This is a genomic window from Trinickia soli, from assembly GCF_002879855.1.
Taxonomy (GTDB): domain Bacteria; phylum Pseudomonadota; class Gammaproteobacteria; order Burkholderiales; family Burkholderiaceae; genus Trinickia; species Trinickia soli.
Map to the genome: position 1 here is coordinate 25,105 of NZ_PNYB01000025.1, position 23,537 is coordinate 48,641.

Consider the following 23,537-nt stretch of genomic DNA (forward strand, 5'->3'; position numbering starts at 1 on the left):
CTATCGATAAGAAGACCAACGACATGGCTCGCAAGCACGTCGAACCGCCGCCGCCCGCCGATCGACCGGCAGAACGCGCCGTCTGGCTCCGTACCGAACTGGAGCGGGCGAACTATCAGTACTACGTGCTCGATCGGCCCGAGATTCCTGACGCCGAGTACGATCGGCTGTTCTCGGAATTGCAGTCGATCGAGTCCGCGCATCCCGACCTGATCACCCCCGAGTCGCCGACGCAGCGCGTCGGTGGCCAGGCGGCGAGCGGCTTCGCCCCCGTGGTCCACGCGCTGCCGATGTTGTCGCTCAATAACGGCTTCACTGAGGAAGACGTCATCGCGTTCGATAAACGCGTGAGCGATCAGCTCGACCGCAGCCCGGTCGAGTATTCGTGCGAGCTTAAGTTCGACGGGCTGGCGATCGCCTTGCGCTATGAGGACGGGCGTTTCGTGCAGGCGGCGACGCGCGGCGACGGCTCGACCGGCGAAGACGTCACGCAGAACGTGCGAACCGTTCGTTCGATTCCCTTGCGCTTGAAGGGCGAGCACATTCCGCGGGTGCTCGAAGTGCGTGGCGAAGTGCTGATGTTCAGGCGAGATTTCGATCGACTCAACGCCCGGCAGCGCGAGGCAGGGCAACGCGAGTTCGCCAATCCGCGCAATGCTGCGGCGGGCAGCTTGCGCCAGCTCGATTCGCGCATTACGGCGCAGCGGCCGCTGTCGTTTTTTGCGTACGGTATCGGCGCGCTTGAAGGCATGGACATGCCCGACACCCACGATGCGGTGCTCGATTGGTACATCGGGCTGGGCTTGCCCGTCTGCGCGGAACGCGATGTCGTGCAAGGCGCACAGGGGCTGCTGTCGTTCTATCGGCGCGTCGGCGAAAAGCGCAAGAGCCTGCCGTACGAAATCGATGGCGTGGTCTACAAAGTCAATCGGCGCGTCGATCAGGACATTCTCGGCTTCGTTTCACGTGCACCGCGCTTTGCGCTCGCGCATAAGTTTCCGCCCGAAGAGGCGCTGACGGAACTCATCGATATCGGTGTCAACGTCGGCCGCACGGGCGCGATTACGCCTGTTGCGCGGCTCGCGCCTGTGTTCGTCGGGGGCGTCACGGTGACGAACGCGACGCTGCACAACGAAGACGAAGTTCATCGCAAGGACTTGCGCGCCGGCGACACGGTCATCGTGCGCCGCGCCGGCGACGTGATTCCCGAAGTCGTCGGTCCGGTGCTCGAACGCCGCGCACCGGGCGCTCAGCCGTTCGTGATGCCGACCGAGTGTCCGGCATGCGGCTCGGCCATCGAGCGGCTACCCGGCGAGGCGGTGGCGCGCTGCACAGGCGGGCTCGTCTGCCCGGCGCAGCGCAAGCGCTCGCTCGAGCACTTCGCGCAGCGGCGCGCGCTCGATATCGACGGGCTTGGCGAAAAGATCATCGATCAACTGGTCGAACAAGATCTCGTCCGCACCCCGGCCGATTTGTTCAACCTCGGTTTTTCGACGCTGGCCGCGCTGGACCGGTTCGCGGACAAATCGGCGCAAAATCTCATCGACTCGCTGGAAAAGGCCAAACACACTACGCTTGCCCGCTTCATTTTCGCGCTGGGCATTCCCGATGTCGGCGAATCGACGGCCAAAGATCTCGCGCGCCACTTCGGCTCGCTCGATCCGTTGCTCGACGCTTCGGTCGAAACGTTGATGGAAGTGGAGGGCGTTGGCCCCGTCGTGGCCGAGTCGATTCATCAGTTTTTTGCCGAGTCCCACAATCGGCACGTCATCGAGCAACTGCGGGCGCCGGGCAAGGTCACCTGGCCGGAAGGCCCGCCGGCGCCGCGCGCTCCGCAAGGGCTGCTGGCCGGCAAGACGATCGTGCTGACGGGTACACTGCCTAATCTGGCACGCGATCAAGCGAAGGAAATGCTCGAGGCGGCCGGGGCGAAGGTGGCCGGGTCGGTGTCGAAGAAAACCGACTACGTCGTGGCCGGCGCGGAAGCCGGCAGCAAACTGACGAAGGCTGAGGAACTCGGCATCCCGATTCTCGACGAAGACGGTATGCGCAAGCTCTTGGAGGGCGACAATCCATGATTCGTGACATTCTCAAAATGGGCGACCCCCGCTTGCTGCGCATCGCTCAAAACGTCGAGCAGTTCGACACACCGGAGCTGCATGCGCTGATCGCCGACATGTTCGAGACGATGCACCATGCGAACGGCGCCGGTCTGGCTGCGCCGCAGATCGGTGTCGATCTGCAAGTGGTCATCTTCGGATTCGGTCACAACGAACGTTACCCCGAGGCGCCGCCTGTGCCTGAAACGGTACTCATCAATCCGACGATTAGCCCGGTTTCGCAGGACATGGACGAGGGCTGGGAAGGATGTTTGTCGGTGCCGGGCATGCGCGGCGTCGTCAATCGTTTTTCCATGATCCGCTATCACGGCTTCGATCAATATGGGCAACCGATCGATCGGGTGGCCGAGGGCTTTCATGCACGCGTCGTCCAGCACGAATGCGATCACCTGATTGGCAAACTCTATCCGATGCGCATTACCGATTTCTCGAAATTCGGTTTCACTGAAGTGCTGTTTCCCGACCTCGACCCGACCACGGACGATTGACGATCGGCACGCCCGCAGGCGAGCGCAGCGACAAAGTCGGGCGCTGGTCGAGCTTGTTTGTCGATCGCTGAGATACGTCGGAGTCAAGCGAAAACGCCCGCGCGGGCGTTTTCGCTTTGAGGCCGAGGCGCCTTGGTGCGGCTCGGTGCGGTTCGTTGCCGGCCTAAGCGCCACGTGCGGCGGCGTCGCGCCGGCTCAGAACGCTTCGTCCGGCAGCAGGTACCGCCATTGGCCCTGGGGCAGCGCACCGAGCGTCACGCGGCCCATACGCACGCGCTTGAGGCCAACAACATGCAGGCCGACGAGTTCACACATACGCCGAATCTGCCGTTTCTTACCTTCGCGCAGCACGAACCGCAGTTGCTCACTGTTTTGCCAACTGACTTTGGCGGGCTTGAGGGGGACGTCGTCGAGCGACAGCCCGAAGCGCAGCCGGGCAAGCTGATCGGCCGGGAAGTGCTGATCGATGTCGGTCGTGCGGTCGCCGTAGGTGACGCGCACGAGGTATTCCTTTTCGACGCTCGAGTGTTCGCCGATCAACTGCTTCGCGATACGGCCGTCCTGCGTCAGCACGAGCAAACCCGTCGAATCGATGTCGAGCCGGCCCGCAGGCGCGAGTGCGCGAAGGTGGCTCGGTAGGAAGCGCGTGGTTGCCCGGTCGCCCTCCCAGCGATTGGCCGCCGTGATCAGCGTGATGGCGGGCTCGTAACCATCTTCCGCTTGCCCCGACACGTAGCCGATCGGCTTATGCAACAGGATCGTGACCTGACGCGACTGCGCCGCGTGAGCGTCGCGCGTGACTTCGATCTGCTGATCAGGGCGAATGCGCGTGCCGAGTGTGTCGATGCGCTCTCCGTCGACGCGCACCCAACCGTTTTCGATCCACTCGTCGGCTTCGCGGCGAGAGCAGAGCCCAAGCTCCGACATGCGCTTGGACAGGCGCACGAGTCCTTCCGCATCTTCTGCGCCTGGTTTTGCCCGGTTAGCACCGTGGGGCGCGGCTTGGGTCGATTTAGCGCCGGCGCGCGTCGGCGTCGGCCTGGCGTTTGCCCTTGCCGCATCGACGCGCCTACCGGCGGGCGGGCGCCCGCGCGCTTCCGAAGATGCCGGGCGCTCACGGCCGCCTGCCTTGGCCCCCGCCGACGAGCGGCCCGCACCGGCTCCGTCGCGACGTGGCGTCGTCGGACCCGTTGTTCCCACGCCTTGCTTCACCGGACGCGCAATTTTGCGCGTGCTGGCCGCGTCAGTGCCGGTAGCGCGCGAACGCGGCTCGGCCGCGCTTCGCGCTGGCCGATCGTCGCGCGCGAACCGTTCGCTCTGAACACTGCGCTTGCGCTCGGGGGCGCTGCCGCGCTGCCGGTCGCCGCCGCCTGCTCGAGTCGACGCGCGCGCGCCGCGCTCGCTCTCGTCTCGCGAGGGGCGCGGACCGCGCGGGCCTCGTGCATCGCTCGCGTCGGCTGCGCGCGGTGTGCGTCGCGGCTTGTCTTCGGTTCCGCGCGCTGCGGTGGCGTCCGTGCGCTTGGCGCCACGCGGGCCTCGCTCGCCGCCGCTTTCGCTGCGAGGCGCCCGCGTTGCGCGCGCTTCGCCTTCACCGGCGAAACGGCGCCGGACATCGTCTGCACGGCGCTCCGTCGGGCGCGCGCGCGGCGCCTTCGCAGCGGCGTCTTCGCGCGGCTTACGGGGCGCGTCGTCGCGCGGCTTGCGGGGCGCGGCGTCGCCGCCCGTGCGTGCGGTGGCGGATTTGCCCGGCGGGGTCGACGGCGCTGCGTCCCGCGTGCGTGGGGGTTTGCGCGCCGACGGGCTGCTTGGACGAACGGGGGTGCGGCTCGGCGATGCCGGGCGCGGATGCTTGGCTGTCAGTTTGACGCGCATAAAGTCTCACAGGGCGATCGCGCGCAGCAGTTCGGTCTCGACCTGGATTTGCAAGCGGCTATCTGCAAGGCCGCGTCCATCCAACAAGAACACGTCCTCGACGCGCTCGCCGAGCGTATTGATCCGCGCCGCATGGACGCCGACCCGATGCTCCGCCAGCACGCGCGCGATCGAATAAAGAAGCCCCGGCCGGTCGTTGGCCGACACGGACAGGATGTAATACTGCCCCCGTTCGTCGGCTCGCAAGTCGACGCGCGGGGTGATGGGAAACGTCCGCGAAAGCCGCGAAAGGCGGCCCTTGGACGGCTCGGGCAGCGGCGCATCGGAGGACAGCCTTGCCGCGAGCTGCTGCTCGACGAGATTGGCGATGTCGCGGTAGTGCCCATCGTCGTGCTCGGTATGGGCCACGATGAAGTTGTCGAGCGCATACCCATGCCGCGTCGTATTGATGCGCGCGTCAAGTACGGACAAGCCGTTGCGATCGAAATAGGCGCAGATGCCGGCGAACAGGTCCGAGCGGTCGCGCACGTAGACGAGCACCTGCAGCGCCTCGCCGATCGGCGACGGACGCGCCCGCACGATCGGTGCCTCGGTGCGCACATGGCGGTACAGCACGCGGGTTTGCCAGGCGATATCGGCGGCGTCATGGCGCAGGAAGTAGCCCACGTCGAGTTCGTCCCACAGCGCGCAATGCGCTTTATCGGGCACGGTTTCAAGCCGCAACAGCGCGAGCGCTTCTTCCTGGCGCGTTTTCAGCTCCGAATGTTCATCAGGCCGCGCGCCGCCGAGCACGGCACGCGTCATTCGATAAAGATCTTCGAGCAGTTTGCCTTTCCACGTGTTCCAGACCTTGGGGCTGGTACCGCGAATGTCGGCCACGGTCAGCAGATAAAGGGCCGTGAGGCGGCGTTCATTGCCGACCAGTTCCGCGAACTGCGCGATAACTTGCGGATCGCTCGTGTCTTGTTTCTGCGCGACCTGGCTCATCGTCAGATGGTGCTGCACGAGCCAGACGACGAGCGCGGAGTCGTCGGCGTCCATGCCGTGCTCGCGACAGAACCGACGCGCGTCGGCCATGCCGAGCGTCGAATGGTCGCCGCCGCGGCCTTTGGCGATGTCATGAAACAGCGCGGCGACATAGAGCACCCATTGACGTTCGAAGTTGGCCATCAACTGGCTGCAGAACGGATATTCGTGCGCATGTTCGGCCAGCGCGAAGCGGCGCAGGTTGCGCAGCACCATCAGAATGTGCTGATCGACCGTGTAGACGTGATAAAGGTCGTGCTGCATCTGCCCGACGATACGCCGGAAATTGAGCAGATAGCGGCCGAGCACGCTCGTCTGATTCATGAGCCGCAGCGCGTGCGTGATGCCCTGCGGCTGCTTCAGAATTTCGATGAACTGCCGCCGGTTTTCGGGATCGCGCCGCCAGCGCGAATCCATGATCTCACGTGCGTTGTAGAGCGCGCGCAACGTGCGAGCCGAAAGTCCTTTCGTGCCTTGTGTCCTCTCGTACAGCAGGAACGCTTCGAGAATTGCGGTGGGCGTGCGCTCGAACACATCGTCGCTGGCGATCTCGATCATCCCTTGCTTTTCGACGAAGCGTTCCGACAGTACGCGCGTCACGCCGCTCGTGCGCGGGAACAACTGCGCTTCGATGTTCTGGATGAGAATCGTCGCCAACTGCGTGACGGCTTTGGCAGCCCAGTAATACCGACGCATCAGCTGCTCGCTCGCCCGGCGAGCTTGCGTGGCGTTATATCCGAAGCTTTCCGCCGCGGCCGTTTGCAGATCGAACACGAGTACGTCCTGACGCCGCCCCGCAATGACGTGCAGCCTTGCGCGCAGCATCTTCAGGAAGGCCTCGTTGCGGCGCAGCTCGCGTGCCTCGCGCGCCGTGATCAGCCCGCGTTCGTCCAGTTCGCGCCAGCTTCGTCCGAAGCCGGCCGCGTGCGCGATCCACAGGATCAATTGCAAATCGCGCAGGCCGCCCGGGCTTTCCTTGACGTTTGGCTCGAGGCTATAGGGCGAATCCTGGAACTTCGCATGACGCTGACGCATTTCGAGGACTTTCGCCTGGAAGAATGCGCGTGCATCGAGCGTGTCGTTGAAGCGCAGGACGAAACGCTGGAACAGCGTGGTACTGCCCGTGATGCGCCGCGCCTCGAGCAGCGACGTGCGCACGGTGATGTCGTTGCCGGCCTCCTCGATGCATTGCGCGACGGTTCGCACGCTGCTGCCGAGTTCGAGCCCGAGGTCCCACGCCATGCCGATGAAGCGCTCGATTTGTGCGTCGAGTTCGGACGGCGCGTTGTCGGGTAACAGCACGAGGATGTCGATGTCGGAGTAGGGCGCGAGTTCGCCGCGGCCGTAGCCGCCTACGGCGACCAGCGCGCAGGTCGCAGGCAGTGCGCAAACGTTCCAGGCGCGCCGCAGGGCGTCGTCGGTCGTGCGCGAAAGCGCCTGCATCAGCGCATCGACGCGATGGGCGCCCTTGAACTTCGCGAGCAATCCGGCTTTGGCTACGCGGTAATCGGCCTTGACCGACGCGGGATCCGTCACAACGGCGGCTTCACTCATGGCGGAGGCGCAAACCACCGTCTACGCCGCGACGGCGATCGACGGCTTGGCCGGCGTGCCTGCCGATACGGTCAGCACGTCGTAGCCGGTGTCGGTCACGAGCACCGTATGCTCCCACTGGGCCGACAGGCTGCGGTCCTTGGTTTTCACCGTCCACTGATCGGGCATTGTGCGAATTTCGCGCCGGCCTGCGTTGATCATCGGCTCGATCGTGAAGATCATGCCCTTTTGTAGTTCGAGGCCCGTGCCGGGCCGGCCGTAGTGCAGGATCTGCGGATCTTCGTGGAACACCTTGCCGATGCCGTGCCCGCAGTACTCGCGCACGACGCTGTAACCGCTCGCCTCGGCGTGGCGCTGAATGGCGTGGCCGATGTCGCCGAGGTGCGCGCCGGGACGCACCTGCTCGATGCCGAGCCACATGCATTCGTAGGTGGTTTGCGCGAGTCGCCTGGCGAGAATCGAGCCTTCGCCGGCGATGAACATGCGGCTTGTATCGCCGAAGTAGCCGTCCTTGATGACAGTGATGTCGATGTTCAGCGCGTCGCCCGACTTGACCACCTTATCGCCCGGAATGCCGTGGCAGATGACGTCGTTGACGGAAATGCAGGTGGCTTTCGGGTACGGCGGATAGCCGGGCGGCTGGTAATTGAGCGGTGCCGGGATCGTGCCCTGCACGTCCAGCATGTAGTTGTGACAGAGCCGGTCGAGTTCTGCCGTGGTCACGCCGGGTTTGACGAACGGGGTGATGTAGTCGAGCACCTCGCTCGCCAGACGGCACGCGACGCGCATTTTCGCGATGTCGTCTTCGTTTTTGATCGTAATTGCCATGGGTGCGAGCCTGGAACGGTGAATACGGGAGGGTGCGGGTATGCAATGGGTGGATTATCGCACCATATGCGGCCAATGGCGGACTGGCGGGGCCGTCCTGCACGTAGGCACGCGCCAGGTGCCCGTTCGGTGCTGATCTGTTGCCCGTTTGGCGGTCACGCGTTCTGCGCGCCCGGGACAGCGGAAGGGGTCCAGCCCGTGCGGTTGCTGCGCTGCGGCACGGCCGGCGGCCCGCGCGCGCGGGGACGAGCGTCGACTTGAGGGCGGCAATTGCGGCGTGATATACTTTCGGGCTAGTCACCTCCTGAGATCGGGGGCTTGCATGTGTCGCTTCAGTGCCACGCATGCGGGCAGCGCGGTCCGGGGGCGGCTGGCGTTGTATCCGTTGCATCCATTCGCAAGCCGGCGCACCCAGGGTGCCGAGCCGCGGCCCCGTGAACGTTCGGTGAATGTTTCGCGTGGCGCGGCCGGTACGGCGGCCGGCTTAAGACCTAACCCTCGCGGAGAATTTCATGGCAGTCACTATGCGTCAGATGCTGGAAGCCGGCGTCCACTTTGGTCACCAAACGCGCTTCTGGAATCCCAAGATGGCCCCGTTCATCTTCGGTCATCGCAACAAGATTCACATCATCAACCTCGAAAAGACGCTGCCGATGTACAACGACGCGCTGAAGTACGTGCGTCAATTGGCGGCCAATCGCGGCACGATTCTGTTCGTCGGTACGAAGCGCCAGTCGCGCGACACGATCGCGGAAGAGGCGCAACGCGCCGGTATGCCGTTTGTCAACGCCCGTTGGCTCGGTGGCATGCTGACGAACTTCAAGACGCTGAAGGTGTCGATCAAGCGTTTGAAGGACATGGAAGCGGCGGTCGAGGCCGGTGAGCTCGAGAAGATGAGCAAGAAGGAAGCGCTGTTGTTCGAACGCGAAATCGCCAAGCTGCAAAAGTCGATCGGCGGCGTGAAGGACATGGGCGGCATTCCCGACGCAATTTTCGTCGTCGACGTCGGCTACCACAAGATTGCCGTGACGGAAGCGAACAAGCTGGGCGTGCCCGTCATCGCCGTGGTCGATACGAACCACTCGCCGGAAGGCATCGACTATGTGATCCCGGGCAACGACGACGCGAGCAAGGCCGTGGCGCTGTACGCGCAAGGCGTTGCCGACGCGATCCTCGAAGGCCGTGCGAACGCGGTCAATGAAGTCGTTCAAGCCGCGCGCGGCACCGAAGGCGACGAGTTCGTCGAGGTGGGCGGGGAGCAGTAAAGCAGCCCCGCTGCCGGCAAAAAAGGGGGCTTTCGATAGGCCCCCTTTTTTTAAATGTCGGCGCAATAGGCGGTGCGTTCCATGCGCCGCGAACGAATGCCTGCCGTTCGCATCGAAAGCGGGCGGCGAATGAAAGACAGACTCAAGGAGCGAATGATGGCGGCAATTACCGCAAGCATGGTTGCAGAACTGCGCGCGAAGACCGATGCGCCGATGATGGAGTGCAAAAAGGCCTTGACGGAAGCCGACGGCGACATGGGTCGCGCCGAAGAGCTGCTGCGCGTCAAGCTCGGCAACAAGGCCAGCAAGGCAGCTTCGCGCGTCACGGCTGAAGGTGTGATCGTTTCGCACATTGGCAGCAACGCCGGTGCGCTCGTCGAACTGAACTGCGAAACCGATTTCGTCGCGAAGAACGACGATTTCAATGCGTTCGCCAAGCAAGTGGCCGAGCTCGTCGTGTCGCAAAACCCGGCCGACGTGGCTGCGCTGTCGGCGCTGCCGCTGAACGGTGCGACGGTGGACGCGGTGCGCCTCGCGCTGGTCGGCAAGATCGGCGAAAACCTTTCGATTCGCCGCTTTGCCCGCTTCGAAACGTCGAACAAGCTGGCCGCGTACCTGCACGGCACGCGCATCGGCGTGCTCGTCGAATACACGGGTGCGGACGAGCAGGTCGGCAAGGACGTCGCGATGCACGTGGCGGCCATGAAGCCGGTTTCGCTGTCGTCGGACGACGTGCCGGCCGAGCTGATCGCCAAGGAGCGCAGCATTGCCGAGCAAAAGGCCGCCGAATCTGGCAAGCCGGCCGAGATCGTCGCAAAGATGGTCGAGGGCAGCGTGCAGAAATACCTGAAGGAAGTGTCGCTGCTGAACCAGCCGTTCGTGAAGAATGACAAGCAGACGATTGAACAGATGCTGAAGGCCGCAGGTGCTTCGGTGCAGAAGTTCGCGCTGTTCGTCGTCGGCGAGGGCATTGAAAAGCGTCAAGACGATTTCGCCGCCGAAGTGGCCGCGCAAGTCGCCGCTGCAAAGCAGCAGTAAGCGTAGTTTGCGGTACCCGCGGCGGGCGCCACGCTCGTCGCGGAAGTTCGCCCTTGGCGAAGATCGGGGTTAACCCGGTTTGCCGTCGCGATTGCCTTCAGCTCGAATCGCGCGGTGGCCGAGCTTGCTCCGTCATACGTTTCACCCCTACAGTTCCATTTTGTCGTGATCTCTTCGACGCGATCGGATACCGCTATGCCCACAGCCTATAAACGCGTTCTTCTCAAACTCTCCGGTGAAGCTTTGATGGGCGACGATGCGTTCGGCATCAATCGCGCGACGATCGAACGGATGGTGGCCGATATTGCCGAAGTCGTTCGGCTCGGCACGCAGTTGGCCGTCGTGATCGGCGGCGGCAACATTTTCCGCGGCGTGGCGGGCGGTGCAGCGGGCATGGACCGTGCCACGGCCGACTACATGGGCATGCTCGCGACGATGATGAATGCGCTGGCCCTGCAGGACGCCATGCGCCACGCGGGCATCGAGGCACGCGTGCAGTCCGCGCTGCGGATGGACCAGGTCGTCGAGCCGTATATCCGCCCGCGTGCGATCCGGCAGCTCGAGGAAGGCAAGGTCGTGATCTTTGCGGCCGGCACGGGCAATCCGTTTTTCACGACCGATACGGCCGCTGCGCTGCGCGGGTCGGAGGTGGGGGCGGAAGTCGTGTTGAAGGCGACCAAGGTCGACGGCGTATACTCCGCGGACCCGAAGAAGGATGCCTCGGCGACGCGCTATTCGACGATCAGTTTCGACGAGGCGATCGGCCGCAATCTGCAGGTGATGGATGCGACGGCGTTTGCGCTGTGCCGCGACCAGAAGCTCCCGATTCGCGTGTTCTCGATCGTTAAGCCCGGTGCGCTCAAGCGGATCGTGCAAGGTGAGGACGAGGGTACCCTCGTCCACGTGTAAACTCCCGGAATATAAGCGGGACGCATTTCCGTTTGCGGCGCCAAGGCTCCGTTGACGGGCGCATCCGCACTGTGATGAAGTTTTGGAGGTCTAAATGAGTGTGGCAGAGGTCAAGAAGGGCGCCGATCAGAAAATGCAACGTTCGATCGAAGCGTTCAAGAACGATTTGGCGAAAATCCGCACCGGTCGTGCCCACACGGGTCTGCTCGACCACATTCAGGTCGACTACTACGGCTCGAACGTGCCTATCTCGCAGGTGGCCAATCTGACGCTGATCGACGCGCGTACGATCGGTGTGCAGCCTTGGGAAAAGAAGATGGTCGCGGTGGTCGAAAAGGCGATTCGCGAATCCGACCTGGGCCTGAACCCCGCCACGCAGGGCGATTTGATTCGCGTGCCAATGCCCGCGTTGACGGAAGAGCGCCGCCGTGAACTGACGAAAGTCGTCAAGAGCGAAGGCGAGACGGCGAAGGTTGCGGTGCGCAACCTGCGCCGCGATGCGAACGAACAGCTCAAAAAGCTCGTCAAAGACAAAGAGATCTCGGAAGACGACGAACGTCGCGCGAGCGACGAAGTGCAAAAGCTCACCGACAAATACGTTGCCGAGGTCGACAAGCTCGTTCACTCGAAAGAAGCCGAGATCATGACCGTCTGAGGCTCGTTCGTCTCGACGTGTTGCTTCTTCTTTTTCTGCAGTCTGAGTCCCGGCGGCCATGACCTATACCAGCTCTACCGTTCGCGTGCCTGATGTTGCGGCTGTACCGCGGCATATCGCGATCATCATGGACGGCAACGGCCGTTGGGCGACGCAGCGTCGGCTGCCGCGCGTGGCCGGCCATACGCGCGGCGTCGAAGCGGTGCGCACGGCTGTCGAAGCCTGCGCGCGCGCCGGTGTCGAGTATCTGACGCTGTTCGCATTCAGTTCCGAGAACTGGCGTCGGCCTGTCGACGAGGTGTCGTTCCTGATGCGGCTGTTCGTCACCGCGCTGGAGCGCGAGGTCGGCAAGCTGCACGCCAACGGTATCCGGCTGCGCGTCGTGGGCGATTTGTCGCTTTTCGACACGCGCGTGCAGGAGTTGATCCGCCGAGCCGAAACCAAGACGGCCCGCAATACGCGCCTGACGCTGACGATCGCCGCGAACTACGGCGGGCGCTGGGACATCATGCAAGCCGCACGTAAGCTGGCCGAGCAGTCGGTCAACGAGGGCAGAGTGGTCGACATCGACGAAGCGGCCCTGGCGCAACATCTGGCGCTGGCCTACGCCCCCGAGCCTGATCTGTTTATCCGCACGGGCGGTGAAACGCGCATCAGCAACTTCTTGCTCTGGCAGCTCGCCTATACGGAGCTTTACTTCACCGATGCGTACTGGCCCGATTTCGACGCCAATGCGCTGTCCGACGCGATTGCCTCTTATGGACGCCGCGAGCGCCGCTTTGGCCGTACGAGTGCGCAACTCGAGCCGCAGCGGCAGGGCGCGTCCTCGCAAAACGCCGATTCCCTCCCATGCTGAAGACGCGGGTCATCACCGCCGTCGTCCTGCTGGCGGTGCTGCTGCCGGTCACACTGTTTGCACCGGTGGCCGGTTTTGGCGCGCTGATCGCGATCGTGCTCGTGTTCGGCGCCTGGGAATGGGCTCGCCTGCTTAAATTCACGGGCCTCGCGCCGGTCGGCTATGCGGTGCTCGCTGCATTGGCGCTGGCTGCCAGTACGCGGCTCGGCATCGGTGTGCGTGCGGCCCGGCCGTTGTTCGAGGCGGCAGCCGTGTTTTGGGTGCTCGCCGGGCCGTTCGTGCTCGTGCGCAAGCCGACGCTCGCGCACGGCGCCTGGCGGCTGTTTTTGATCATCGCCGGCCTGGTCTCTCTGGTGGCGTGCTGGCACGCGCTCGTCGCGGCCCGCGTTCTCGGCGTATCGTTCGTGTTGTCGGTCCTGCTCGTCGTCTGGTTGGCCGATATCGGCGCATACTTTGCCGGCAAGGCGTTCGGCAAACACAAGCTCGCGCCCGCGATCAGTCCTGGCAAGACCTGGGAGGGCGCGGTCGGCGGCTGGTTGGCTGTGCTTGTCGTAGCGTTGATCGTCATGGCGTCGCACGCGTTCGAGCCTACGCTCGTGTCGACGCTCGTGCAGCGCATCGGGGTCGTGCGCGCGCTACTTGTGCTGACGGTGCTCGTTGCATTCAGTATCGTCGGCGATTTGTTCGAATCGATGCTCAAGCGTCAGGCGGGCGTGAAAGATTCGAGTGCGCTGCTGCCGGGACATGGCGGCGTGCTCGACCGCATCGACGCACTGTTGCCGGTGTTGCCGCTTGCGATGCTGGTCATCGGTTAGAGATAGGAATATGAACAAACGTCTGACATTGCTCGGGTCCACGGGCTCGATCGGCGAAAGTACGCTCGACGTCGTCGCCCGCCATCCGGACCGCTTCGCGGTCCATGCGCTGACAGCGCACCGCAACGGGGACAAGCTTGTCGCCCAGTGCCTGCGCTTCAGGCCCGAGGTCGCTGTCGTCGGTGATGCCGACACGGCCGCCCGCGTGGAAGCGCAACTCAAAGCGGCCGGCTGCAACACGCAGGTCGCGTATGGTCCTGACGCCCTGGTGCAAGTCGCGCAAAGCGCGCAATGCGACACCGTGGTCGCGGCGATCGTCGGTGCGGCCGGGCTGGCCCCGACGCTGGCTGCGGCGCGTGCGGGCAAGCGCATTCTGCTCGCCAATAAAGAAGCGCTGGTCATGTCGGGCGGCATCTTCATGGACGCCGTGCGCGATCATGATGCGACGTTGTTGCCGGTCGACAGCGAGCACAACGCGATCTTCCAATGCCTGCCGCGCGACATCGCCGAACATGGCGGCGTCACGAAAATCATTCTGACTGCGTCAGGCGGTCCGTTCCGTACGCGCGAGCCCGCCACGCTCGTCGATGTCACGCCCGAACAAGCGTGCAAGCATCCGAACTGGGTCATGGGTCGCAAGATTTCGGTCGACTCGGCCACGATGATGAACAAAGGCCTCGAAGTGATCGAGGCGCATTGGCTGTTCAGCTTGCCAGGCGAGCGCATCGAGGTGCTGATTCATCCGCAAAGCGTCATTCATTCGCTTGTTTCGTATGCCGATGGCTCGGTGCTCGCACAACTCGGCAACCCCGACATGCGTACGCCGATCGCGCATGCACTTGCTTTTCCGGACCGGGTCGATTCGGGCGTCGCGCAGCTCGATCTTGCCCAGATCGCCACGCTGCAGTTCGAAAAGCCCGATTACGCGCGCTTTCCGTGCCTCGCGCTCGCAATGCAGGCGCTCGCCGCCGGCGGTGTCGCCAGTGCGGCACTCAATGCAGCCAACGAGGTGGCCGTAGACGCGTTTCTCGAACGCCGAATCGGCTTCATGGAGATCGGGCGCGTTGTCCAGTCCGTGCTGGACGGCCTGTCCAATCGCACGCCCAGCGGCCTCGCCGACGTGCTCGACGCCGATGCCGACGCACGTCGCGCGGCGCGCGAGTTCATTGCCGGCGGTGCGCACATCATCCTGACGACTGATCGCACAGGCTCGATCGATCGCGCTATGCAGTGAGACGGCGATGAACCTGCTGATCGAAGTCGTTGCATTCGTGGTCGCGATCGGCGTGCTCGTCGTCGTACACGAATATGGGCACTACAGTGTCGCGCGGCTTTGCGGCGTAAAAGTGCTGCGGTTTTCGATCGGTTTCGGGCGGCCGCTCGCCAGTTGGGTCGGCCGTAAATCGGGCACCGAATGGACTATTTCGGCGTTGCCGCTGGGCGGCTACGTCAAAATGCTCGACGAGCGCGATTCGGGCCCCGGCATCGCGCCCGCCGATCTGCCGTACGCGTTCAATCGTCAACACGTCGCCAAACGTATGGCGATCGTACTGGCGGGACCGGCTGCCAATTTCCTCCTGGCGATCGCCTTATTCGCCGTTGTCTTTGCGACGGGGGTAACCGAGCCCGTCGCCACGCTCGCCACGCCGCCTGCCGGCAGCGTGGCGGCGCGGGCGGGGTTCGACGGCGGCGAAACGGTCGTCTCGATCGGTGACGAGCACGGGGCAGACATCGAGCCCGTGCGCTCGTGGTCGGACTTGCGGTGGAAGCTGCTCGACGCGGCGTTCGACCATCGGCGCGTCGTCCTGCGGGCGCATGACGGCCGCGGAACATACGATTTTCAAGTCGATTTGCGCAATCTCGACGAACGCGATCTCGACGATGATTTCCTGACCAAACTCGGCTTCGATCAGGGCGGCACGCTGTCGGTCGCGGGCGTGGAGCCGGGCAGCGCCGCCGAGCGGGCCGGTCTGCAGGCAGGCGACACACTGCGCACGGCGGGCGGCGCGGCGATCGACGGCGCGCAAGCGTTCATCGCCTACGTACAGGCACACGCAGGGCGTGCGATCACGCTGGGTATCGACCGTGGCTCGCCCGCGCAGCGGCTGTCTCTGACCGTCGTGCCCGACGCGAAGCAGGATCCGCATACCGGCGCGGCATCGGGGCGAATCGGCGCGGCGCTCGCGACACACGTCCAAACGGTCGACGTGCGCTATGGCCTGTTCGATAGCGTGGCCCGCAGTGCGCAACGCACCTGGGACATCGCGGTGTATTCGCTGCGGATGTTCGGACGCATGCTGACGGGGCAGGCCTCGTTGAAGAATCTATCGGGGCCCGTGACGATCGCCGACTATGCGGGCAAAAGTGCTCAACTGGGCTGGGCGCCGTTTCTTTCGTTCCTCTCGCTCGTCAGCATCAGCCTCGGCGTGCTGAACTTATTGCCGATTCCCGTTTTGGACGGGGGGCATCTGTTATATTATTTGGTTGAAGCCGCCACCGGCAAAGCCGTGTCGGAACGGTGGCAACTCGTTCTGCAAAGGGTTGGCCTCGTGTGCATCGTCGTACTGTCGGCGATTGCGCTCTTCAACGATCTGGCTCGTTTAATCCATTTTTAAAGTGTCCGGCGGCGCGCGTTTGCGAGCGCCGCGGCGGACAGATGCAGCTAAAAACACTGGGGAAGCACGTTGTTCAAACCTCATCGCTTTGTTCCTAAGTCGGTTGCGGTCGCGGCGCTCGCGGCTCACGGGCTCGTCGCTCACGCAGCGACGGCGCCTTTCGTCGTTAAAGACATCCGAATCGAGGGCTTGCAACGGATCGAACCCGGCACGGTGTTCTCCTACCTGCCGATCAAGCAAGGCGATACCTTCACGGATGACAAAGCGTCGGAGGCGATCCGCGCGCTTTATGCGACGGGCTTCTTCAGCGATGTGCGAATTGCCGCCGAAGGCGATGTCGTCATCGTCAATGTCATCGAACGTCCGGCCATCGGCTCGATCGATTTCGCCGGCCTGCACGAATTCGACAAGGACGCGCTCACCAAAGCGCTGAAGGGCGTCGGCTTGTCGCCGGGCCGCTACTACGACAAGTCCCTCGTCGATCGCTCGGAGCAGGAGCTCAAGCGCCAATATCTGACGCGCGGCTTCTACGCCGCCGAAGTGACGACCACCGTCACGCAGATCGACAGCAGCCGCGTGTCGATTCTGTTCACGGTGAACGAAGGGCCGAGCGCAAAAATCCGCCAGGTCAACTTCATCGGCAACAAGGCGTTCAGTACGGCTACGCTGCGCAACGAAATGCAGCTGTCTACGCCGAACTGGTTCTCGTGGTACACGAAGAACGATCTCTATTCGAAAGACAAGCTAACGGGCGATCTGGAAAATGTTCGTTCGTTCTACCTGAACCGCGGCTATCTCGAATTCAATATCGAGTCGACGCAGGTGTCGATTTCGCCCGACAAAAAGGACATGTACCTGACGCTCTCGGTGCATGAGGGCGAGCCGTACACGGTGTCGAGCGTGAAGCTCGCGGGGAACGTGCTCGATCGCGGCCCCGAGCTGCAAAAGCTCGTCACGGTCAAACCCGGTGAGCGCTTCTCGGCCGCCAAGCTGCAGGCTACGACGAAAGCGATCGTCGACAAGCTCGGCGAGTACGGTTACGCATTTGCCACGGTCAATGCGCAGCCCGAGATCGATCAGGTGCATCACAAGGTTGCGTTGACGCTGCAGGTCGATCCGAGCCGCCGCGTCTACGTGCGGCGTATCAACGTCGTTGGCAACACGCGCACGCGCGACGAAGTGGTGCGTCGAGAAATGCGCCAACTCGAAAGCTCGTGGTTCGATTCGAGCCGTCTCGCGCTATCGAAGGATCGCATCAACCGTCTCGGTTACTTCACCGATGTCGACGTCACGACGGTGCCCGTCGCCGGCACGGCCGATCAGGTCGACGTCAATGTCAAGGTCACGGAAAAACCGACGGGCGCGATCACGCTCGGGGCGGGTTTTTCTTCGACGGACAAGGTCGTGCTGTCGGCCGGTATCTCGCAGGACAACGTGTTCGGTTCGGGCACGAGCTTGTCCGTGAACGTGAACACGGCGCGCACTTACCGGACGTTGACCGTCACGCAAGTCGACCCGTATTTCACGGTCGACGGCATCAAGCGGATCACGGACGTCTATTACCGTACGACGCAGCCGCTCTACTACTCGACCAATTCGAGTTTTCGCATCATCACGGCGGGCGGCGACCTGAAGTTCGGGATTCCGTTCTCGGAAGTCGATACGGTGTTCTTCGGCGCGGGCTTCGAGCAGAACAAGCTCGACACCGATTCCTCGACGCCGCAGAGCTATGTCAACTACGTGAACGAGTTCGGGCGTGTGTCGAACAACATCCCGTTGACGATCGGCTGGTCCCGCGATGCCCGCGACAGCGCGTTGGTGCCGAGCCGCGGGTATTTCACGCAAGCGAACGCCGAGTACGGCACGCCGGTCGGCGCGACGCAGTATTACAAGGCGGATGTGCAAGCGCAGTACTACTACTCGTTCGCACGCGGTTTCGTGCTGGGGTTGAACTTCCAGGGCGGCTACGGTAACGGTCTGGGCGGCAAGCCGTTCCCGATCTTCAAGAACTACTTCGCGGGTGGTATCGGCTCCGTTCGCGGCTACGAGCCGAGCTCGCTGGGCCCGCGCGACACGTCGACGAACGACCCGATCGGCGGCTCGAAGATGGTTGTCGGAAACATCGAGCTCACGTTCCCGTTGCCGGGTACGGGGTACGATCGTACGCTGCGCGTATTCACGTTCTTCGACGGCGGCAATGTCTGGGGACAGAGCGCGCCCGGCATCAGCACGACAGGGTCGAACGGGTTGCGCTACGGGTACGGCGTGGGGCTTGCATGGATCTCGCCGATCGGCCCGCTCAAGCTGAGCTTGGGCTTCCCGGTCCAGAAGCATAACGGCGATCAATACCAGAAATTCCAATTCCAGATCGGGACGGCGTTCTAACGGGGCGCCATGCTCTGTCCAGCATCGAGAGGAAGATTTTGCAAACCGGTACGTTTATCAAGCGCGTGTTGGGTGCAGCGGCACTAACGGGGGCGCTCGTGGCCGGCGCCGCGCACGCTCAAGAGGCCCGCATCGCGGCTGTCAACTCAGACCGTATCCTGCGCGAGTCCGGCGCGGCGAAGGCCGCCCAGGCGAAGCTCGAGGCCGAATTCGCCACGCGCGACAAGGATTTGCAGGCGATGGCGGCGAAGATGAAGAAGCTGTCCGACCAGCTCGACTCGAGCGGAGCGTCGATGTCGCCGGCCGACCGCGCACAGAAGCAGAAAGATCTGGCGCAACTCGACACGGATTTCCAGCGCAAGCAGCGCGAGTTTCGCGAAGACCTGAACCAGCGTCGCAACGAAGAGCTGGCGGCCGTGCTCGACAAGGCGAACAAGGTCATCAAGCAGATCGCCGAGCAGCAGCATTACGATTTGATCGTGCAAGAAGCCGTCTACGTGAGCCCGCGTATCGATATCACCGATCAGGTGATCAAGGCGCTGCCCGGTGCGGGCGCCGGCGCAACGAATTGAAAGACGGAACAGTACGCGAATGGCACTGACGCTCGAGCAAATCGCGCAGCGTTTCGGCGGTGAGATCGTCGGCGACGCAACCCTGCAGGTGGGCGGGCTGGCGCCGCTCGACCTCGCGCAGCCGCATCAATTGGCGTTTCTCGCCAATCCAAAATACCTGTCGCAGGTTGAAACGACGCAGGCGGGCGCCGTGTTGATCGCCGCGGCCGATCTCGATAAGCTGGCTTCCCGCGCGGGGCGTACCTTCATCGTTACGCCGAATCCGTACGCTTATTTCGCCCGCGTCGCTCAGTTGTTCATCGATTTGGCCGCGCCGAAGGCGCCGGCCGGCGTGCATCCTGGCGCCGTGATCGATCCGAGCGCGCAGGTGGCGGCCAGCGCAGTCATTGGGCCGAATGTCGTCATCGACGCGTTCGTTGTGATCGGCGAGCAGGTGCGAATCGATGCGAACGTCACGATCGGTCGCGGCACGCGCATCGACGAGGGCGCGCATCTTTATCCGAACGTGACGGTCTACCATGGCTGCAAGATCGGGCCGCGCGCGATCATCCATGCGGGCGCCGTTATCGGCTCGGACGGGTTCGGATTCGCCCCGGATTTCGTCGGCGAGGGTGAAGCCCGCACGGGTAGCTGGGTCAAGATTCCCCAAGTTGGCGGCGTCACGATCGGCGCAGACGTCGAAATCGGCGCGAACACGACGATCGATCGTGGCGCGATGGCCGATACGATCATCGAAGAGTGCGTCAAGATCGACAACCTGGTACAGATCGGCCACAACTGCAAGATCGGCGCTTACACGGTCATTGCCGGCTGCGCGGGTATCGCGGGCAGCACGACCATCGGTCGCCACTGCATGATCGGTGGTGCGGTGGGGATTGCGGGGCACGTGACGCTGGCCGATTTCGTGATCGTGACGGCGAAGTCGGGCGTGTCGAAGTCGCTGCTCAAGCCGGGCATGTACACGAGCGCATTTCCCGCTGTGGGACACGCCGAATGGAACAAGAGCGCAGCCTTGATGCGCAATCTCGATAAGATGCGCGAACGCATCAAGGCACTCGAAACGGCGCTGGCCGAACGAGGAAGCGAAGCTTGAGCAAGCGCTGAAGTGCCGCGGCGGCACGCGCGGCCTTCGGCAAGAGGGCGTGGATACGCCGCGGTTAGCCTCCGTTGTAAATCACCCGCGCGAGACCCTTGCGTGAAGCAGACACACCATGAGCACTGAAAAAATCAATCTCGACATCCATAAGATTCTCACGCTGCTGCCGCATCGTTATCCGATCCTGCTCGTGGACCGGGTGCTGGAGCTCGAGCCGCACAAGAGCATCAAGGCGCTGAAGAACGTGTCGATCAATGAGCCGTACTTCATGGGTCACTTCCCGCAGCGCCCGGTGATGCCCGGCGTGTTGATCATGGAGGCGCTGGCACAGACAGCGGCCCTTCTGACTTTTGCCGAAGAACCGCACGATCCGGAGACGACGCTGTACTACTTCGTCGGTATCGATGGAGCGCGCTTCAAGCGCGTTGTCGAACCCGGCGATCAATTGATTCTCAACGTGACGTTCGAGCGTCGCATGCGCAACATCTGGAAATTCAAAGCGCACGCCGAGGTCGACGGCACGATTGCTGCCGAAGCCGAACTGATGTGCACGGTGAAGCAGACGAACGAGTGAGAAGGGCCAAAAGCGCATGAGCAGGATTCATCCCACCGCGATTATCGAGCCGGGCGCGCAGCTTGGCGAAGACGTCGAGATCGGCCCGTACGCGATCATCGGCGCAAACGTCACGATCGGCGCGCGTACGTCGATCGGTTCGCATAGCGTGATCGAAGGCCATACGACGATCGGCGTCGACAACCGGATCGGCCATTACGCGTCGGTCGGCGGCCGACCGCAAGACATGAAGTATCAGGGCGAGCCGACCCGGCTCGTCGTCGGCGATCGCAATACGATTCGCGAATTCACGACGATCCACACGGGCACCGTCCAGGACGGCGGCGTGACGACACTCGGCGACGACAACTGGATCATGGCCTACGTCCATATCGGGCACGACTGCCATGTCGGCAGCCACGTCATCCTGTCGAGCAACGCGCAGATGGCGGGCCACGTCATCATCGGCGACTGGGCGATCGTCGGCGGCATGTCGGGCGTGCATCAATTCGTGAAGATCGGCGAGCACTCGATGCTGGGCGGCGCGTCGGCGCTCGTGCAGGACATCCCGCCGTTCGTCATCGCTGCGGGTAACAAAGCCGAGCCGCACGGCATCAACGTCGAAGGCTTGCGCCGCCGCGGTTTTTCGGCGGACGCGATTTCGGCCTTGCGCAGCGCCTACCGGCTGCTTTACAAGAACGGCCTGTCTCTCGAAGAGGCGAAGTTGCAGCTCGCGGAACTCGCATCGGCCGGCGGCGACGGCGACGAGCCTGTCCGCAAGCTCATCGCGTTCATCGAGACGTCGCAACGCGGCATCATTCGCTAGTCGATGACGCCGCAATCGAATGCGCTGCGCATTGCGATGGTGGCCGGCGAGCCGTCCGGCGATCTGCTGGCCGCCTCGCTGCTCGGCGGCCTCGGACGCCGGTTGCCGCAGGACACGCGGTATTTCGGCATCGGCGGGCCACGCATGGCCGCGCAGGGTTTCGAGCCGCACTGGCCGATGGAGAAGCTTGCTGTCCGCGGCTATGTCGAAGCGCTGCGCCACATTCCCGAAATCCTCGGCATCCGCAACGAGCTGAAGCGCCAGTTGCTGGCCGAGCCGCCGCACGCGTTTATCGGCGTCGATGCGCCCGATTTCAATTTCGGGCTCGAGCAGGCGCTGCGCGGGGCCGGCATTCCGACGATTCACTTCGTTTGTCCATCCATCTGGGCTTGGCGTGGCGGACGCATCAAGACGATCGCGAAGGCCGTCGATCACATGCTGTGTGTCTTTCCGTTCGAGACAGCGCTGCTCGAGAAGGCTCACGTCTCCTCGACCTATGTCGGCCACCCGCTCGCGGACGAAATCCCGATCGAGCCCGATGTGGCGGGGGCGCGCAAGAGTTTGGGGCTGCCCGAGGGCGGTCCCGTCGTTGCCGTGTTGCCCGGTAGCCGGCGCTCCGAGATCGGTTTGATCGGCCCGACGTTTTTCGCGACGATGGCGATCATGCAGCAACGCGAGCCCGGCTTGCGGTTCGTCATGCCCGCGGCCACGCCCGCATTGCGCGAACTGCTGCAGCCGCTCGTTGCGCAGCACCCCGAGCTTGCGCTCACGATTACCGACGGCGATGCCCAGCGGGCCATGACGGCGGCCGACGCCGTGCTCGTCAAAAGCGGCACCGTGACGCTCGAGGCCGCACTGCTGAAAAAGCCGATGGTGATCTCGTACAAGGTGCCTTGGTTGACGGGGCAGATCATGCGTCGGCAAGGGTATTTGCCGTATGTCGGCTTGCCCAATATCCTGGCCGGCCGTTTTGTCGTGCCGGAACTGCTGCAGCATTTCGCAACGCCGGACGCGCTGGCGGAGGCCATGCTCGTCCAGTTGCACGACGACGCGAATCGGCGCACGCTCATCGACGTGTTCACGCAGATGCATCTGACGCTGCGCAGGAATACAGCCGAGTGCGCAGCCGAGGCGGTTGCGCGTGTCATCGAAGCGAGGAAGCCGCGCCCATGACGACGTCTCGACCGCCACGAGCGAAACGCACGGCCGACGCGCCGAAGCCGGCTGCCGGCGCGGCGTCTCGCGCGAAACGCGGACCGACGGTGGTGCAGGGTGCGCTCAACTTCGACTCGCCGGCGGACATCGTTTGCGGCGTCGACGAGGCCGGGCGCGGGCCGTTGGCGGGCCCCGTCGTGGCCGCCGCCGTGATCCTCGATCCCAAGCGTCGTATCCGCGGCCTCGACGATTCGAAAGTGCTGACGGCCAATAAGCGCGAGATGCTCTACGAGAAGATCGTCGAGCGATCGCTTAGCTATTGTGTCGCGTCGGCCAGCGTCGAAGAGATCGACCGCCTCAATATCCTGCACGCGACCATGTTGGCCATGAAGCGGGCCGTGGAGGGGCTGTCGATCACGCCGACGCTCGCTCGGATCGACGGCAATCGTTGCCCCGTGCTTGCCGTTCGCAGCGAGGCCGTGATCGGTGGCGATGCATTGGTGCCGGCGATTTCCGCGGCGTCGATTCTGGCGAAGGTCACGCGCGACCGGATGCTGACCGAGTTGCACGAACAGTTCCCGATGTACGGCTTCGACGCCCACGCCGGCTACGGGACGGCTCGGCATCTGGCTGCGCTGATCGAACATGGGCCCTGCGAGCATCATCGTCGCTCGTTCGCGCCGGTGCGGGCGGCATTCGAGCGGCGTGGCATGGCAGTCACGCTGCCGGACGGCGCGAGCATCATTGCGGTCGAGGAAATCATCGACGACGCGTTCGACGAAACCGCGCTGTACGACGAAGCGTTTCGGGCCGACATCGAAGGCACGGACGCCGGCGCCAACCCATAACTGTGCCCGGTCAAGCAGCCCGCACTTCAAGTTTCGGGCCTCGAAGGCCAGGCCGTTTCTT

General features: G+C 63.7%; 20 protein-coding genes. 17 read left to right on the top strand and 3 right to left on the bottom strand.

The features are described from left to right. The first annotated feature begins 23 nt into the window (after positions 1–23). Together ligA and def are read left to right on the top strand one after the other, a co-directional pair. On the top strand, positions 24–2,078 hold the full coding sequence (gene ligA, locus C0Z19_RS22875) for an NAD-dependent DNA ligase LigA (RefSeq protein WP_102612129.1): 2,055 nt from the start codon (positions 24–26) through the stop codon (positions 2,076–2,078). Further along, positions 2,075–2,608 carry a peptide deformylase gene (gene def / locus C0Z19_RS22880; RefSeq protein WP_102612130.1) on the top strand — a complete coding sequence of 178 codons (534 nt, stop codon included), beginning with the start codon at positions 2,075–2,077 and terminating at the stop codon, positions 2,606–2,608. The genes ligA and def overlap by 4 nt, the downstream gene beginning before the upstream one ends. 195 nt (positions 2,609–2,803) lie before the next feature. Here the strand turns inward: def and C0Z19_RS29040 are convergent, their stop codons facing one another. From C0Z19_RS29040 to map, 3 genes are all read right to left on the bottom strand, one after another. Then, a complete protein-coding gene (locus C0Z19_RS29040; RefSeq protein WP_321187069.1) occupies positions 2,804–3,553 on the bottom strand; it encodes a pseudouridine synthase in 750 nt (249 codons plus the stop codon). A 933-nt stretch (positions 3,554–4,486) separates the two neighbouring features. After that, positions 4,487–7,060 carry a [protein-PII] uridylyltransferase gene (locus C0Z19_RS22890; RefSeq protein ID WP_102612132.1) on the bottom strand — a complete coding sequence of 858 codons (2,574 nt, stop codon included), beginning with the start codon at positions 7,058–7,060 and terminating at the stop codon, positions 4,487–4,489. A 21-nt stretch (positions 7,061–7,081) separates the two neighbouring features. Then, positions 7,082–7,888: a type I methionyl aminopeptidase gene (gene map, locus C0Z19_RS22895; protein ID WP_102612133.1), complete on the bottom strand. Its 807-nt coding sequence runs from the start codon at positions 7,886–7,888 to the stop codon at positions 7,082–7,084. Between the two features lie 512 nt (positions 7,889–8,400). On the opposite strand from map, the gene rpsB reads away from it, so the two are divergent. The 15 genes from rpsB to rnhB all read left to right on the top strand — a co-directional run bounded on the left by rpsB (position 8,401) and on the right by rnhB (position 23,476). Then, positions 8,401–9,153 carry a 30S ribosomal protein S2 gene (gene rpsB / locus C0Z19_RS22900; protein WP_102612134.1) on the top strand — a complete coding sequence of 251 codons (753 nt, stop codon included), beginning with the start codon at positions 8,401–8,403 and terminating at the stop codon, positions 9,151–9,153. A gap of 156 nt (positions 9,154–9,309) precedes the next feature. Further along, the gene (tsf, locus tag C0Z19_RS22905; RefSeq protein ID WP_102612169.1) at positions 9,310–10,191 is read left to right on the top strand and encodes a translation elongation factor Ts; all 882 of its coding nucleotides are present in this window, start codon (positions 9,310–9,312) and stop codon (positions 10,189–10,191) included. 195 nt (positions 10,192–10,386) lie between these two features. Next, positions 10,387–11,100 (top strand): UMP kinase, encoded by a 714-nt coding sequence (pyrH, locus tag C0Z19_RS22910; RefSeq protein ID WP_102612135.1) that lies wholly within the window; start codon positions 10,387–10,389, stop codon positions 11,098–11,100. Positions 11,101–11,194: 94 nt separating this feature from the next. After that, a complete protein-coding gene (gene frr / locus C0Z19_RS22915) occupies positions 11,195–11,755 on the top strand; it encodes a ribosome recycling factor (protein WP_102612136.1) in 561 nt (186 codons plus the stop codon). 58 nt (positions 11,756–11,813) lie between these two features. Then, positions 11,814–12,611, top strand: a complete 798-nt coding sequence (gene uppS, locus C0Z19_RS22920) for a polyprenyl diphosphate synthase (RefSeq protein WP_102612137.1) — start codon at positions 11,814–11,816, stop codon at positions 12,609–12,611. Continuing rightward, complete coding sequence (locus C0Z19_RS22925) at positions 12,605–13,426, top strand: phosphatidate cytidylyltransferase (protein WP_102612138.1); 822 nt, start codon at positions 12,605–12,607, stop codon at positions 13,424–13,426. The genes uppS and C0Z19_RS22925 overlap by 7 nt, the downstream gene beginning before the upstream one ends. Before the next feature lie 10 nt (positions 13,427–13,436). Continuing rightward, on the top strand, positions 13,437–14,660 hold the full coding sequence (locus C0Z19_RS22930; protein WP_102612139.1) for a 1-deoxy-D-xylulose-5-phosphate reductoisomerase: 1,224 nt from the start codon (positions 13,437–13,439) through the stop codon (positions 14,658–14,660). Positions 14,661–14,667: 7 nt separating this feature from the next. Further along, positions 14,668–16,041, top strand: a complete 1,374-nt coding sequence (gene rseP, locus C0Z19_RS22935) for an RIP metalloprotease RseP (RefSeq protein ID WP_102612140.1) — start codon at positions 14,668–14,670, stop codon at positions 16,039–16,041. A 69-nt stretch (positions 16,042–16,110) separates the two neighbouring features. After that, the gene (bamA, locus tag C0Z19_RS22940) at positions 16,111–18,426 is read left to right on the top strand and encodes an outer membrane protein assembly factor BamA (protein WP_102612141.1); all 2,316 of its coding nucleotides are present in this window, start codon (positions 16,111–16,113) and stop codon (positions 18,424–18,426) included. Between the two features lie 38 nt (positions 18,427–18,464). Further along, positions 18,465–18,998, top strand: coding sequence for an OmpH/Skp family outer membrane protein (locus C0Z19_RS22945; RefSeq protein ID WP_102612142.1), 534 nt, complete (start codon positions 18,465–18,467; stop codon positions 18,996–18,998). Between the two features lie 19 nt (positions 18,999–19,017). Continuing rightward, positions 19,018–20,091: a UDP-3-O-(3-hydroxymyristoyl)glucosamine N-acyltransferase gene (lpxD, locus tag C0Z19_RS22950; RefSeq protein ID WP_102612143.1), complete on the top strand. Its 1,074-nt coding sequence runs from the start codon at positions 19,018–19,020 to the stop codon at positions 20,089–20,091. A gap of 118 nt (positions 20,092–20,209) precedes the next feature. Then, a complete protein-coding gene (gene fabZ / locus C0Z19_RS22955; protein ID WP_102612144.1) occupies positions 20,210–20,668 on the top strand; it encodes a 3-hydroxyacyl-ACP dehydratase FabZ in 459 nt (152 codons plus the stop codon). 16 nt (positions 20,669–20,684) lie between these two features. Beyond that, positions 20,685–21,473 (top strand): acyl-ACP--UDP-N-acetylglucosamine O-acyltransferase, encoded by a 789-nt coding sequence (gene lpxA, locus C0Z19_RS22960; protein ID WP_102612145.1) that lies wholly within the window; start codon positions 20,685–20,687, stop codon positions 21,471–21,473. A gap of 3 nt (positions 21,474–21,476) precedes the next feature. After that, positions 21,477–22,646, top strand: a complete 1,170-nt coding sequence (gene lpxB, locus C0Z19_RS22965) for a lipid-A-disaccharide synthase (RefSeq protein WP_102612146.1) — start codon at positions 21,477–21,479, stop codon at positions 22,644–22,646. Next, the gene (gene rnhB / locus C0Z19_RS22970) at positions 22,643–23,476 is read left to right on the top strand and encodes a ribonuclease HII (protein WP_102612147.1); all 834 of its coding nucleotides are present in this window, start codon (positions 22,643–22,645) and stop codon (positions 23,474–23,476) included. The genes lpxB and rnhB overlap by 4 nt, the downstream gene beginning before the upstream one ends. The last annotated feature ends 61 nt before the right edge of the window (positions 23,477–23,537 follow it).